This window comes from Streptomyces sp. NPDC056987 (genome assembly GCF_042673865.1).
In the GTDB taxonomy this organism is placed as follows: Bacteria; Actinomycetota; Actinomycetes; order Streptomycetales; family Streptomycetaceae; genus Streptomyces.
The window spans coordinates 10,207-23,923 of sequence record NZ_JBHURV010000031.1 but is presented as its reverse complement, the minus strand read 5'-3'; the positions used below and the strand labels follow the sequence as shown (position 1 = coordinate 23,923).

Sequence of the window (13,717 nt, the reverse complement as noted above, 5' to 3'; positions counted from 1 at the left end):
ATCACCGGGCGGGGTCGTCGAACCAGCCGTCCAGCCGGCCGTCCCGCAGTTCGGCCGCCAGATCGCGCAGAATCGTTCGGGGGTGATCGATGACGATGGTCCCGTCCTCGATCTCCTGGGCGCACTCCTTCTCGAAGTCCTCCCGCAGGAGATCACGGAAGCCGGGACGCCAGCCGATCCGGACCGGGGCCTCCCACTCCCCGTCCCACGCCTTCAGCTCCTCGCGCAGTACCTCGCCGCGCACCCGCAGGCCGGTCCCTTCCTGGCCGTCCACGCAGTGGGCGAGCGGGTTGATGCCTCCCTTGAAGGGGACCATCACCAGCAGGGCGGGTACGCGGTCCCCGTAGTGGAGTGCCTGCTTGGCGCCGCCGCTCAGGTGCGCGAGCGCCTCCAGGAGGAGTGCCGCCCGGTTACGGCGCTCCTCGATCGGCAGCCGTACGGCCGGCTGATCGCGGAAGGTGAGCGACGAGGCACCGGCCTGCGCGGCTTCGGCGACCTGCATGGCCTCTTCCTGGTTGAGGTAGTTCGGGCGGCCGGCGCCTGCGGCATCGGGGAGGGTGAAGGTGCCGATCCTCGGCAGGTCCAGGAGGAACGGGGCGGCCAGATCGGCGGTGTAGAACTCGTGCCCGTGCAGGACCGGCTCGGACACGCCGCGCGACATGACGCCGAAGTCCTCGGTCGGGTAGGCGGGTTCGACCGACATGAGGGTGCCCAGCATGAACGGGCTGTCCCGCAGGGTGGTTGCCGCGCCGTCCTTCTTCGCGCCGGCCTTCATGTAGCCGAACAGGTCGTCGTCCGCATAACGCACCGGGTTCGCTTCGGTGTTGCCCTTCTGCGCCTTGTTCTGCGCTTTGCCGACCCGGCTCACGGGCGACGGTACGGAGCCGAGCTCGACCATCCCGTCCCGGGTCCAGCGCCGTACCGCCTGAGCGGAGATGTACGGGTATTGTCTGCCGCGGATCCGGGCGTACTTGACCCGGGCCCGGGTCTCCTCGCCCTTGCCGTTGTTGGGCGCTCCCGCCTCGACGGCGAGCACCATCTTCCCTGCCAGATAGGCCATTACGCCGCTCCCCTGTCGTCGTCATCGTCTTCGCCGCCGAGGATCGGCCGGCCTACGAGCAGTTCCGTACGGGCTTCGTCCTCCGGATCGACCGGTCGCTCGTTCACTGCCACGCCCCGTTCCTGAAGGAGCTGAAGCACGGTGGCGGACAGCAGCATGCGCTGCTCCCAGGCGCGGGGGCGCTGCTGGATCAGCGGACGCCAGTCCTCGGGCCCGGCCGACACCGCACGACCGTCGAGGGTCAGGCGGAAATGCGCCTGCATCAGCAGGGCGCCCAGCTTGTAGTCGCTCAGCGCGACGTTCCGGTACTCCGCGAGGCGCCCCCGGGGCGCGCCGCTGCCGTACTCGATCCAGTCGGCGATCACCGTCGCCACCGGCTTCAGGTCCGGGTTCATGCCCAGAATCTCCTCGGCGTAGATGAAGGCGAGCCGCGTCAGGGCTGCCCGATTCCGCAGGCTCCAGGACTTCTCCGGCTCGTCCAGAAGCTGGTGGAGCTGGGACAGCAACGACCGGCTACGGCCGTCCTCGGCCTCGAACAGCAGCCGGGCCGCCTCGGCCGGCCCGCTCTTCACCGGCTGCCCTTCCTTGTCCCGACGGGTGAGAGCCAGCTCCAGCAGGCGCCACCCGCGTCGCGGCTCGGCGTTGCCCTCCACCGTCGCCAGGAAGAGAGACATGGCGCGACGGGTCCGGGTGACCCGCACCCACGGATCCTGGTTGTCGTTCTTGAAACTCCACAGCGTGGCGGCGGCCGGCAGATCCGGGCCCAGCGCCTTCAGTGCCCGCAGGACCACCGCCTCGGGCCGGGCGCCTGCCGCAAGCCCGTCGAAGCCGAGTTGCATGATCCGCCTGGCACGGATCACATTGCGCGCCGAGAACTCGCGCTCGGCCGCGTCCTGCTCGCAGGAGAGCACCGTCGCCGACCCGGCGGTGACCCACGCTCCGTACGGCAAGGCCCAGGCGGCGACACGGCAGCCACGGCAGATCGGCCAGCCCGCGACGCCCGGCGGCAACGTGTTGAGCGTCTTGTCGGTGTCGTACATCGGCAGATTCTTCTTCGTCCACACCACGGCGGCGGGCACTCCGCAGAAGGTGCACGGCCAGGTCGGGGAGCCCGGGGCATCGGGGACGAACAGCGCCAGGATCTCCGGCAGCAGGGCGGCGTGATCGCGAGGTCGCTTGCTGTGCGTCGCCTTGGAGTTGGGGTAGAGCGCGAAGAGAACTTTCCACCAGTCGTACGCCGTCGAGTCCTTGGGCGCCAAGGCGGCGGTCATCACGTCCTCGACCAGCCGGGCGGCCACCGCGTCCAGGTCGGCCTCGGTAACATCCTGCGGCGCTGCCCGGCCGGCCAGTACGGCGACCGCCCAGGCTCCCGCCCGCTGGATCGGGTGACTCGTCGCGGTCAGCCCCGGCGAGTCGATGGCGAGCGGGCTCACCGGATCCACCCGAACCCCTGCACCGTGTCCAGCCCGAGGCCCCAGGACCGTAACGCGTCCACGAACCGGGCATCGGCCTCCATGCCCACCCGCACCTGCGCCCCGATGCGCGGCGCCCCCCGCACCGTGAACCGCCGACGCGGTCCCGCCTCCAGCACGCGTAACCCGCTCGGCGCCGGAAGCCCCAGGATGTCCGCCTTGTGGGCCAGGTTGTGCTGGAGCCGCGCGACGTAATGGGGCTCCCCCGGCAGGAGATAGCGACCCTCGTGCTTGACCACGACCGGAGTCGCGGTCGCCAGCTCCACCGGACCGTCCGCCACCGGAGCCCCGACATCAACGGTGAAACCCCGCATCTTCAACCGCGCCGGTCCCCAAACGATCTCGGTACGGGAAGCGAGGGCCGCCACGAGAACCGCTGCGATCTCCGGTACCGGCGACCCCAGCCAGACCGACCCCTCGGTCGAAGTCGTGTACACACCGCGCTTCCTCGGCGCGCCCTTGAACTGAGGCGCGGTCAAGCCCAGCGGCTTGAGCGACTGCCCCTTCCAGCCCTCGTCGTGCAACGACCGTGCGAGGGCTGCGTCCTGGCTTCCGAGCAACTCGTACATGACAGCGCGCGCCGGCCCGTGCACGTGCTCCCAGCCCATGCTCGGAACATCGGCGTCGATGTCCACCCTGACCCGCACAGCACCCCCAAGGACGCTACAGAACAACGGCGTTACGCCACCCCGATCGGTTGAGGGGGGGGGCGACAACAGGAAGGTAGCGGACCATGCGAATAGAAGTGGCGGTAATCTATAAATACCCCTGAAGCATTACCAAATATGCTATAGGGGACTTCCGCCAGGACTCAGTGGTCGCCCTACGCAACTCGGACACTCAGAGCCGTAAGCTAGCGGGCACCACTGACAGCCTCCCTGTGGCAAGCTCCGCACCAATGTTTCGCGACGCCCTGACCTGCACTGATGCATTACCGGCGGGTCGCTGCAGAATGAGCAGCGCAACGCCGGACGAAGGCAGCAGTGACCAGCGGCTTTACCGTCGGGTGTCGTCATCACCCCTGGAGGGGTCGCAACTTGTTGATCACGGCGCGTTGGGTGCCCCATTCGATGTGTCGTCATCACCCCTGGAGGGGTCGCAACTTGGCGTAGATGACCGTGTCCAGGGGATGGTCGCGGGTGTCGTCATCACCCCTGGAGGGGTCGCAACATGAACCCGGCGTCGTTCGGGTCGATGCCGACGGGTGTCGTCATCACCCCTGGAGGGGTCGCAACCAGTTCAGGGGTGGGTTCACTTCACACCAAAAGGCAGTCTTCATCACCCCTGGAGGGGTCGCAACACGTACGCCTGACCGGGTTCCTGGGCCTCCGTCGTCGGTCGCCATCGCCCCTGGAGGGTCACCACGGGCGGCGGAAGAGGGTGCTCGCGTACCCCCCTCCGCCGTCGCGGCCCGCTCCACCCCGGATGTCGGAGGGCACATCCAGGGCACATGAGCCTGGGAAAGGGCGTTGAACCGTGAGAACTGGCGGGATCAGTTTTCCCAGGTCAACGCACGTTTCACCGAGAAGAACCAGGTCAGCGGCCTGCCGCCGCCACTCGCTGCACGAGTGGCAGGACTTCTCGGTCCGCCTGCACGAGGCGGGGCATCAGCCGTACTGCTTGGTGTGGCCCTGAGCCGGGATTACGCGCGGATTGGGCGGGGCTTTCGGGCTCCGCCTTCTTCATGCCCATGAAGGGACCGTCGGGCGGCCAGGGCACTTTGAGGGCACATGGGTTTCGGTGAGGGCGCCGATGTGCCCCGGGCTTCCAGTTCGGGGTTCTCGGTGAAGGCGTCGTCGATCGCCTTGCGGGTGCGGGTCTCGCTGGACGGCAGCAGGTGCGTGTACATCCGCGGCGTGAAGCCCGGGTCCGAGTGACCGAGGTACTCGAAGAGTGCACGCCCGCTCCCTACGTGGCGCCGTCCGCGCCATGCTTCGCGAACCCGCCACCGACGATGGCCTCAGTCTCGCGATGTTCCTCGACACCAAGGCCAGTAGCTTCCGCTGATCACTCAGTCCCGGACAGATCGTCCGTGCCTCCACGCACCACTGCTCTCACGCTGAGCTCGTGCAGCGCACGGATCGTCCGAAACTCCGGCTCCGTTCGTCACGCTGCCGCGTCGCTATCGTGGGGAATGCCCCTACATCACGGGAGGCAGCACGTATGCGTGGTCTCGGAGATCACCTGAGCATCGGCGAGCGGATCGCTTTCCACCGCAGACGCCGTGGCTACACCCAGCAGGTGCTGGCCGGTCTCGTCGGCCGTAGCACGGACTGGCTGGCGAAAGCGGAGTCCGGTCGGCGCAAGCCGCCGCGTATCGACATGCTCGCCGAGCTGGCCCGTGTGCTCCGCGTGCCGCTCGGGGAGTTGGTCGGCCAACCCGTGCTCATGGAGGATGAGAGGCAGCAGGACGATGTCCCGGCCGTGCGGGACGCGTTGATGAGTCCGCGTCGTCTTTCCCGGTTGCTGTTCGGTCCGGAGGCCGAGGCACAGCTCCCTAGCCCCGGCCCGACAGCCGAGCTCGTGGAACAGACCTGGGACGACTACCAGTCCGGTCGGCTCGGCAAGGTGATCGCCGGGCTCCCCGGCCTCCTCCGGACAGCCCAGGAGCTTGAGGACCTCGCTGCCCGCTCCGCCGCGGAACGCCGGGACTGCTGGGCCGTCTCCGCCCGGGTACACCACCTCGCCGCCACCACGCTCGCCAAGATCGGGGAATCGGACATCTCGTGGCTCGCCGCCGAACGAGCCATGCGGGCCGCCGACGAATCCGGCGACCCGCTGGTCCTGGCGTCCGCCGCGCGGTCCGGCACACATGCCTTGCTGGCCAACGGCCGGTACGACGATGCGATGGAACTGGGCAACACCGCGTCGGCGTGGTTGTCGGCCCGAGTCGATGAGACCGATCCGGCCGCCTTGAGCCTGCTGGGCATGTTCTGCCTACGGGCTGCCATCGCAGCGGCCCGGCATCAGGACCGGGCCACGGCAACGAGTCTCCTGAACCGAGCAGAGGTGCTCGCCAACCAACTCGGCTCCGACGGGAATCACTGGCAGACGAGCTTCGGGCCGACGAACGTCGTACTGCACCGGCTGTCGGCGGAGCTGGACCTCGACAACATCTCGTATGTCGTGGGGCACGGCCAGATCGACGTGGACCACATGCCCCCGGAGCGCGGCGTCTCCCACCGCATCGACTACGCCCGTGCCCTCTCGCTGGCGGGCCGGGGCGACAGCGCGTTCGCGGAACTGCGCACAGCCGAGCACGCGTCGCCCCAGCTCGTACGGAACAATCCCCGTGTACGAGACACGCTGCGCGACCTGATCAAGCAGTCCCCGGTCACCGGCGGCGCTCGTACGTCGGAGTTGTTCATGATGGCTCAACGATGCAGGGCGGTGGAGTGAACACCAAGAAGCGCGGAGTCCTCGGGGTCGTGGGCACGAGTGCCGGCGGGATCGAAGCGTTGCGCAGCGGGCTGGTGGAACCGGCTCTGGCGCGTGGGTGGCAGGTCGCCGTGACGCTCACCCCAACTGCCGGCCGGTGGCTGCGGAGGAACGGTGAGGTCGACCGGCTGGAGGAGCTGACCGGTCTGCCTGTTCGAGACGAGCCCCGGCTGCCCGGCGAGGCAAGGCCGCACCCGAGCGTGGACTGCTACGTGGTCGCCCCCGCCAGCGCGAATACGGTGGCCAAACTCGCGACGGGTATCGCCGACAACCAGGCGCTGACGCAGGTGGGGGAAGCCATCGGCACCCTGGGGCTACCGGTCGTCGTCTTTCCGAGGGTGAACGCAGCCCATGTACGCCACCCCGCGTGGCGGCGCCATATCGCCGCGTTGCAAGAGGCCGGCGTTCACCTCGTCCACGGCCCGGACATCTGGCCGCTGCACGAGCCGCGCGCGGCCCCTGCCGGGCGGGACCTGCCGTGGGGGGCGGTGCTGGACGCGATCGACCGCGCCATGGAAACAATGGGATGACGGCGCGTCAACTACCTTGATCTGCAATAACAGAGGACCCTGACAAACTGTCCGGGTCCTCTGTTCGTGATGCATCGAAGCTTGCTGCCATGCCGGAGATGGTCGAGCGAAACAGCGCGGGAACCCGCACAGACGGACCACCGCACCCAGCGGTACGCCCGTTCAGGCGCCTCGATGCCGTTGTCCGGCAAGGGCGGTGGCAGCGGTGAAGACGACCCTCCTCACCGTGGAATCGGCACCTGCCGACACCGGGCTCCGGCGGGCGCTGCGCGTGGGCATCGCCCCGCAGCTCCACCTCGTGGCCCCCGTACGGCACGCGGTCGTCGCCGCCCTCCGGCTGTGGAGCGTTCCCAGGATCGCGGACGACATGGGGCTGATCGCGACCGAGCTGGTCGTCAACGCCATACGCCATGGAGACCCGGGTGGTGTGACCGTGATCCCAGACAACCGCTCGGCGGTCCGAATGCTTCGGCCCGGCCCTCTGAGCAGTCCCAAATCCCGGCCCGGGGCGAGCGGCTTCACGCTCGCTCACCGCGCTAGGCGGAAGCCTCGTGCCGGGTTGCACAGAGCAAGGTCGCGGCCACCCTCGGCGCTGCGCCGAGAAGGAGAACCTCAATGAATGACGTCCCCGACATGAAGACCGAAGAAGCTCAACCCGCCACTTCCGACAAGCAATTGCGCAACGAGATGGTCGGCAGCCTGGTCAGGATGAGGGCTGTCCGGAGCGAACGGGTCGAGGCGGCCTTCCGCGCCGTACCGCGGCATCTCGCCACCCCCGACGTGGATGTGGCGAAGACCTACCTCGTGGAAGACGCTGTGGTCACGAAGACGGACGCCGATGGGCTACAGCTCAGCTCAGTATCCGCACCGCGCATCCAGGCCATGCAGATCGAACAGGCCGACATCAGGCCCGGGACGCGCATCCTGGAGATCGGATCCGGCGGTGTCAACGCGGCTTATCTCGCTGAGATCGTCGGCAAGGACGGCCTGTTCGTCACTGCGGACATCGATCACGAGGTCACCGAGCGGGCCCAGAGGTTCCTGACCTCGACCGGCTACGACAGCCGGACGCATGTCGTCACGACCGACGGTGAACTCGGAGTGCCGGAGCACGCTCCATACGACCGCATCGTCGTCACCGTGCAAGCCGCGGACATTCCGTCGGCCTGGATCGAGCAACTCGTCGACGGTGGTCGTCTCGTCGTGCCGCTCCGGATGCGCGGTATGACCAGGACGGTCGCGTTCGTACGCCGGGGCGACCGGCTGGTCAGCGACGGCTTCGAGTTGTGCGGGTTCGTCCCGATGCAGGGCATCGGCGAGAACCGCGTCCGCCTGGTACTGCTCCACGACACGGAGGGCGAAGAGGTCGGACTGCGGCTCGACGGACATCCTGAGCCCGACGCCGAAGCCCTGCGCGCTGCTCTGGTAACGCCGCCGGTGAAGGCGTGGTCCGGCGTGACGCTCGCCGGCAACGAGTCGAATGAGCACCTGGACATCTGGCTGACAACGGTGTTCGACAACTTGCCGCTGCTTGCCGGAAAGCCGGCCGCCCGTACACGCGGCCTGGTCGCGTCGATCTCGCCTCACGGCATCCCCACGCTGGTGGACGGCGGCACCTTCGCCTACCGAACGGTACGTGCCACCGATGACCCGGACCGCTTCGAACTCGGCGTGGTCGGCCACGGCCCGCATGCCAAGGAGATCGCCTACCGCCTGGTCGAACAGATCCAGGTGTGGGACCGCGAACACCGCGGCGACCGCGCCCAGATCCAGGTCTTCCCGGCGGGCACGCCGGAGGACCAGCTCCCCGCGGGCCGCGTCGTCGACCGGCCGCACACGCGGATCACGCTGGTCTGCGTGCCCTGCCAGGAGGAGAAGACGTTGTCGAGGCATGGCGGCACCGCCGGGAAGCCCTTGCGCTCTACCGCACCTCGCTGATGGACAGCGGCGCCGATCCGACCGTTGTCCTGCCCTCACTGCTCCACATGCATCACAACCGGGCCGCCGGTATCGACACCGACGCTGAAGCCACATGCCGCCGTATGGCACGCGCCGCCGCCCTGTCCTGGACAGCGCAGCATGGAGGAGGACCGAAGTGACGATCTCCGCAACCGTCCCGCCCGCCGTGAAGCCTGACATCATCGGCCGACAGTCCCTCTCACAGGGGCCCTTGGGTACCGCGCTGCTCCACATCGAGCGAGCCCACCGGGACACCGGGACCTGGCAGACGGTGCACCGTTGGCTCTCCGCCGCGGCCGATCGGCCCCTCATCGACGGCAGCGCCACCGGCCTGTTCCTCGGTGCGCCTGCGATGGCGTATGCCATGCACCTCGCAGCCGCCGACAGCGACCGGTACGCGGGAGCGCTGCGCACCCTGGACTCCGTCGTTGCCGTACATACCCAACGGCGCCTCGACGCGGCGCACGCCCGTATCGGCCGTGGCGAACAGACCAGCTTCGCCGAATACGACCTGCTGCGCGGGCTGACCGGGCTGGGCGCCCTCCTCCTGCGCCGAGCTCCCCACGGGGACGTCCTGAAGGAAGTCCTCTCCTACCTGGTACGTCTGACCGAACCCCTTCCATCCGGCCCCGGCGGTGGAACGCTGCCGGGCTGGTGGGTGTGGCATGGCCCCACCGGCCTTGCCGCACCCGCGCCCGGCGGCCACGCGAACGTCGGCGTGGCCCACGGAATCAGCGGACCGCTCGCTCTTCTCGCGCTGGCCGGCCGACGCGGTATCACGGTGGATGGTCAGGACGATGCGATGCGCCGGATCTGCCGCTGGCTGGACGGGATACGCCAGACGAACCACCACGGCACCTGGTGGGCTCGGTGGGTCACCGAGAAAGCCGCCGTTCCCCGTGGGCCCGCCGCGCCGTCCTGGTGTTACGGCACCCCCGGTGTGGCCCGCGCACAGCAGCTCGCCGGCATCGCCCTGGGCGACCGCGCGAGACAGCGCATGGCCGAACGGGCCCTTCTCTACTGTCTGGCCGACTCCGTTCAGCTCAACCACCTGGCCGGACGCGGCCTCTGCCACGGTGTCGGCGGGCTGATGCGCGTCGTGCAACGCGTCGCCCCGGACTCGGAGACGCCGACCGCGTTCACCGCCCACTTGCCGCAGCTCCGCGAACGCTTCCTCGCGGCGGATCCCCCGAGGGACGCCGGCTTCCTCGACGGCTCAGCCGGATCAGCCCTGGCCTTCTACAGCGCCGAGGCCGACGAGTTGCCTGCCTGCGACTGGGATGTCTGCCTGCTGCTCGTCTGAACCGCCCGTTTGTCGAAGGGAAGTCCTGGTGAACCTGTACGACACGGGAGCCTCCGAAGAAGCCATCCTGGCCGTCCTCGCCGGAACGCCACTCGCGCAAGCCGCCGTCAGGGTGCCCACATCCACCGAACGTCTCGCTGAAGCCGTCGAGTTGTACCGCTCCGCGGGCCGAACCGCACTCGACGCCCTGCCCGACCCTTCTGGCTGGTACCAGGTGTACGTAGAGTTCGCGGACTACCCGACTGCCGAACAGGCCATTTGCGCCTACCTGCTTCCTGCGCTGGGAGAGGCGACAAACGCCGGTGTGGTCGGGGCCTGGTGGTTCGTCCGCAAGCACCCATGCTGGCGATTCCGGATCTCTCCTGGACCGGCCGGAGCCGTCGAGGACGTCAAGAAGCACGTCGCCGATGCCCTTGACCGCATGGTCTCGTGGGGCGTGGCGAGGCGCTGGTGGCCGTCTCTCTACGAGCCCGAGTCCTTCGCGTTCGGCGGCCTGGCCGGTACCGCCATCGCTCACGAACTCTTCCACGCCGACAGCGTCGGTGTCCTCAACTACCTGCGCTGTACGGCAACCAAGACGGACCCCGGACTTCTCGATCCCAAAGCGACTTCTTTCCTCCTGATCAGCCTGTTCCTGCGTGCCGCTGGACAGGAGTGGAGTGAGCAGGGCGACGTCTGGTCGATAGTGGAGGCGAAGCGGACAGTGCCGTACGGCGTACCCGTCGAGTTGGTGAGCACCCTGACGGGCACACTACGGAAGCTCCTAGCCATCGATGCTGGCCCCTTGCTTGAGGCCGCTGGCTCACTCGCGCCTTTGGCCGACTGGACCACAGCAGTCGAACACGCCGGCCGAGCACTCGCCGATGTCGGCCGAGAAGGACGCCTCAGCCTCGGCACACGCAGCATCCTGGCCCGGCACATCCTGTTCCACTGGAACCGCATGGGGTTCAGCACGAGCCAGCAAGCCATCTGGGCGCGAGCGGCCCGGGAGACGATCCTCGGCGAGGAAGGCAAGGCCGCCTTGGGGGCGTAAACGACCAACGCCGCGCACCCGCCAAGGCGCGACCGGGAAACTTCCGATTCGGATAACGGCGGTGGCGAATCGGTACGCTCATGCCGACTGCGGCTGCACGCCCTCCCAGGCTGATGAGGCCGCTCGCCCAGATGCCCGACACGCTGATCTGGGCCATATTGCGAGCCCCCTGGGCTGATGAGGACCCACACCTGCACACTCAGCTCCCTGGCCTCCTGACGTTGCGAACCCTCCTGGGCTGGTGAGGACCTCGGCCGCCTGGTGTGGGCCGCACCGCAGGACTGGATGTGGTTGCGAACCCTCCTGGGCTGATGAGGACCCGGCAGCGGCGGCGTGTCAACGGACAGCGAGCTGTCCGGGTGAGCGGGCATCTCAGATCCTTGTGTGCGGACAGTTGACCTCCCTGGCCGGTACGACTATTCGTCCCTCGGATGGTGGATATAGCGTCGCCATCATGAGACCCCTGACTGACACCGCCACCGACCAGGCGCCGGCTGATCCGGCTGCCACCGACGACATGCTGGCCACTCAGCCCATCGGATACTGGAGTGGCCTCGCGCAGGTGGCCGTCACTCGGCAGCTGCGTGACGCTATGGCCAGGATCGACGTCACGCAGCCGCAGTACTGGGTGCTCAACCGGGTGAACGGTGGGTCCGCGGCGCCGAGCCGCGAGGAGGTCGTCATCCAGCTGACGCCCCTCGCGGACGGGCCGCACGAGATCGCTCGTGTCATCGACCAGCTGTTCCACCGCGGCTGGCTCAGGATCGACACCGGGCAGCGCCTGCAGCTCACCGATGCCGGGGAGGCTGCCAGGGTGCGGCTGCGCGAGCTGGTGACCGAGCTGCGCGGTGTGGTCCACGAGGGCATCAGCGACGAAGAGTACGTAGCCGCGCTCAAGGTGCTGCGCAGGATGGTCGCCAACGTCGAGGGCAGCAAAGCCTCCTGGCCAGGTCCTTCCTCTCGACCGGCCGGCGAACCCGTCAGCGGAGACACGTTCTAACCCGGCTGGTTCAGCGGGACGACGCCCTGGCCGGTGGTGGCCTGGGTCAGCCGCAGGCTGGAGCCTTCGGTGAGGACGATGTGCGCGTGGTGCAGAAGCGGTCGCCGCGTTGCGAACCCTCCTGGGCTGATGAGGACCGTGGTCAGGTCGTCATCACCCCTGGAGGGGTCGCAACCTCAGCCTCGCCGTGTCCTTGCCTAGGCGGTTGGCGTCGTCATCACCCCTGGAGGGTCACCACGGGCGGCGGAGGGGGGTGCTCGCGTACCCCCTCCGCCGTCGTGGCCCGCTCCACCCCGGATGTCGGAGGGCACATCCAGGGCACATGAGCCTGGGAAACGGCGTTGAACCGTGAGAACTGGCGGGATCAGTTTTCCCAGGTCAACGCGCGCTTCACCGAGAAGGACCAGGTCAGCGGGCTCCCGCCGCCACTCGCTGCACGAGTGGCAGGACTTCTCGGTCCGCCTGCACGAGGCGGGACACCAGCCGTACTGCTTGGTGTGGCCCTGAACCGGGATTACGTGCGGTTTGGGCGGGGCTTTCGGGCTCCGCCTTCTTCATGCCCGTGAAGGGACCGTCGGGCGGCCAGGGCACATTGGGGCGCGTGAGTCTCGACGGGGCGCCATCGCGACCGAGGAGGGTATCCAGGACCTCCTGATGGCCGCGACGCAGGCCGATGGTCTCGCCCCGGCACTGCGACCGTTCCTCCGTGCATCCCCTCACAGCTCCTCGCCCGGGATGGACAGGTATGTCTCACGCAGCGCGCTCAGTACCGGGTGCTCAACCGCCATCGGCCTGTCGTCGATGGCGGACAGGGCGCGGACGCCGATGGACGTGTTGGTGGCGAAGGCGACCGGCATGGTCTTGGCCTCATCGAGAGTGACCGGGGCGACCTTGAACTCGGTGCGCTCCTGGAGCAGGGCCGCCGTCACGCCGGGCAGCACCGGGCCTTCCGGCCAGAGGATGGTGCCGTCCTCGTCGATGAAGCCCACGTTCCACGTTCCGCCCTCGGTCACGTGATTGTCGGGGCCGAGGAACAGGGCATCGTCGAAACCCTTGAGTCGTGCCGTGCGGCGGGCATGCAGGGCGCCGAAAAGGCCGCAGTGCTTGACCTCGGGAAGGTCACGCTCGTACCGCACGCTCAACGCGGTCAGCGGCGGCGGAGTCAATCCACCGGCGGGGCGTACGGTCACCATGATCTGCGGCCCGGTGGCTTCCTCGGGGTGCGCCATGTTCACCGCCGGGTCGAAGTGCGTGACGCGGACGACACAGGGCCCGTCCCGCCCATCCAAAGCCTTGCCGACCAGATCGCGGACACGACCGGTGTCCACGGCGACACCGAACACGATCCTGCTGTCCCGCACGAGCCGTTCCATGTGCAGGGACAAACCGCGGATGCGGCGATCTGTGCCGACGCGCATGGAGGTGAAGTGTCCGTAAGACGTCAGTGCGAGAGGCAGCAAGTCTTCCACTGATACGGCCTGTTCGTTCAGTTCCACCATGCCGCTCAGCATGTCAGCAGGTCCCGGGCGCTCGGCACCCCACAGCCTGGTTACTGACGGATCAACTCGGTCAGGACTTCCTTCCCCTCTTACCTCCCTCCCGCAGTTCGCCTGTCACCAACCGAACACGCCAGGCGATCAACGGTGAGAGGCGGATCGTGCGCTCAGCCTGCCATCGCCCCGCACGCCACACACTCCACGTACGTACCGCCTGCTTGGGGGGCCATCCGGACTCGGCTGTCGTGGAAGAACGCGACGCGCTCATCTCGCTCGCCCGACGCATGGCCTGAATGTTCCGCGGTGCGCCGCGGGGGACAGCAGCGGGGGGGGGTTGGGGCCGGGGGGGGTGCGGCGGAGCCCCACCCCCACCGCCGCCCCCCCCGACGAGGACCCAAGCCATGAGACACCACCACAAAGCGGGCG

General features: G+C 68.4%; 11 protein-coding genes, 1 pseudogene and 1 CRISPR repeat array. Of the genes and pseudogenes, 7 read left to right on the top strand and 5 right to left on the bottom strand.

Annotated elements, in window-relative coordinates:
- Position 1: 1 nt before the first annotated feature.
- The 4 genes and pseudogenes from cas7i to ACFTZC_RS29735 all read right to left on the bottom strand — a co-directional run.
- Entirely contained in the window at positions 2–1,060 is a 1,059-nt protein-coding gene (gene cas7i, locus ACFTZC_RS29750) for a type I-B CRISPR-associated protein Cas7/Cst2/DevR (RefSeq protein ID WP_382894893.1), read from the bottom strand.
- A complete protein-coding gene (locus ACFTZC_RS29745; protein WP_382894892.1) occupies positions 1,060–2,493 on the bottom strand; it encodes a hypothetical protein in 1,434 nt (477 codons plus the stop codon). The genes cas7i and ACFTZC_RS29745 overlap by 1 nt, the downstream gene beginning before the upstream one ends.
- The gene (cas6, locus tag ACFTZC_RS29740) at positions 2,490–3,140 is read right to left on the bottom strand and encodes a CRISPR-associated endoribonuclease Cas6 (protein WP_382894890.1); all 651 of its coding nucleotides are present in this window, start codon (positions 3,138–3,140) and stop codon (positions 2,490–2,492) included. Before cas6 ends, ACFTZC_RS29745 begins: the two co-directional genes overlap by 4 nt.
- A 396-nt stretch (positions 3,141–3,536) precedes the next feature.
- A CRISPR array of direct repeats spans positions 3,537–3,898; the repeat unit is 29 nt; unit sequence GTCGTCATCACCCCTGGAGGGGTCGCAAC.
- Positions 3,899–4,174: 276 nt separating this feature from the next.
- A pseudogene (locus ACFTZC_RS29735) lies at positions 4,175–4,432 on the bottom strand (hypothetical protein); the annotation flags it as partial.
- Between the two features lie 263 nt (positions 4,433–4,695).
- On the opposite strand from ACFTZC_RS29735, the gene ACFTZC_RS29730 reads away from it, so the two are divergent.
- The 7 genes from ACFTZC_RS29730 (at position 4,696) to ACFTZC_RS29700 (ending at position 11,795) form a co-directional block, all read left to right on the top strand.
- Positions 4,696–5,931: a helix-turn-helix domain-containing protein gene (locus ACFTZC_RS29730; RefSeq protein WP_382894888.1), complete on the top strand. Its 1,236-nt coding sequence runs from the start codon at positions 4,696–4,698 to the stop codon at positions 5,929–5,931.
- On the top strand, positions 5,928–6,500 hold the full coding sequence (locus tag ACFTZC_RS29725; RefSeq protein ID WP_382894886.1) for a flavoprotein: 573 nt from the start codon (positions 5,928–5,930) through the stop codon (positions 6,498–6,500). The genes ACFTZC_RS29730 and ACFTZC_RS29725 overlap by 4 nt, the downstream gene beginning before the upstream one ends.
- Before the next feature lie 615 nt (positions 6,501–7,115).
- Positions 7,116–8,438, top strand: coding sequence for a methyltransferase, FxLD system (fxlM, locus tag ACFTZC_RS29720; protein WP_382894884.1), 1,323 nt, complete (start codon positions 7,116–7,118; stop codon positions 8,436–8,438).
- Positions 8,354–8,599: a lantibiotic dehydratase C-terminal domain-containing protein gene (locus ACFTZC_RS29715; protein ID WP_382895016.1), complete on the top strand. Its 246-nt coding sequence runs from the start codon at positions 8,354–8,356 to the stop codon at positions 8,597–8,599. Before fxlM ends, ACFTZC_RS29715 begins: the two co-directional genes overlap by 85 nt.
- Entirely contained in the window at positions 8,596–9,762 is a 1,167-nt protein-coding gene (locus tag ACFTZC_RS29710; protein WP_382894883.1) for a lanthionine synthetase C family protein, read from the top strand. The genes ACFTZC_RS29715 and ACFTZC_RS29710 overlap by 4 nt, the downstream gene beginning before the upstream one ends.
- A gap of 28 nt (positions 9,763–9,790) precedes the next feature.
- On the top strand, positions 9,791–10,795 hold the full coding sequence (locus ACFTZC_RS29705) for a thiopeptide-type bacteriocin biosynthesis protein (RefSeq protein WP_382894881.1): 1,005 nt from the start codon (positions 9,791–9,793) through the stop codon (positions 10,793–10,795).
- A gap of 454 nt (positions 10,796–11,249) precedes the next feature.
- The gene (locus ACFTZC_RS29700) at positions 11,250–11,795 is read left to right on the top strand and encodes a MarR family winged helix-turn-helix transcriptional regulator (RefSeq protein ID WP_382894880.1); all 546 of its coding nucleotides are present in this window, start codon (positions 11,250–11,252) and stop codon (positions 11,793–11,795) included.
- A 716-nt stretch (positions 11,796–12,511) separates the two neighbouring features.
- On the opposite strand, the gene ACFTZC_RS29695 is transcribed toward ACFTZC_RS29700, so the two are convergent.
- Positions 12,512–13,306, bottom strand: a complete 795-nt coding sequence (locus ACFTZC_RS29695; protein WP_382894878.1) for an aminotransferase class IV — start codon at positions 13,304–13,306, stop codon at positions 12,512–12,514.
- Positions 13,307–13,717 lie beyond the last annotated feature (411 nt).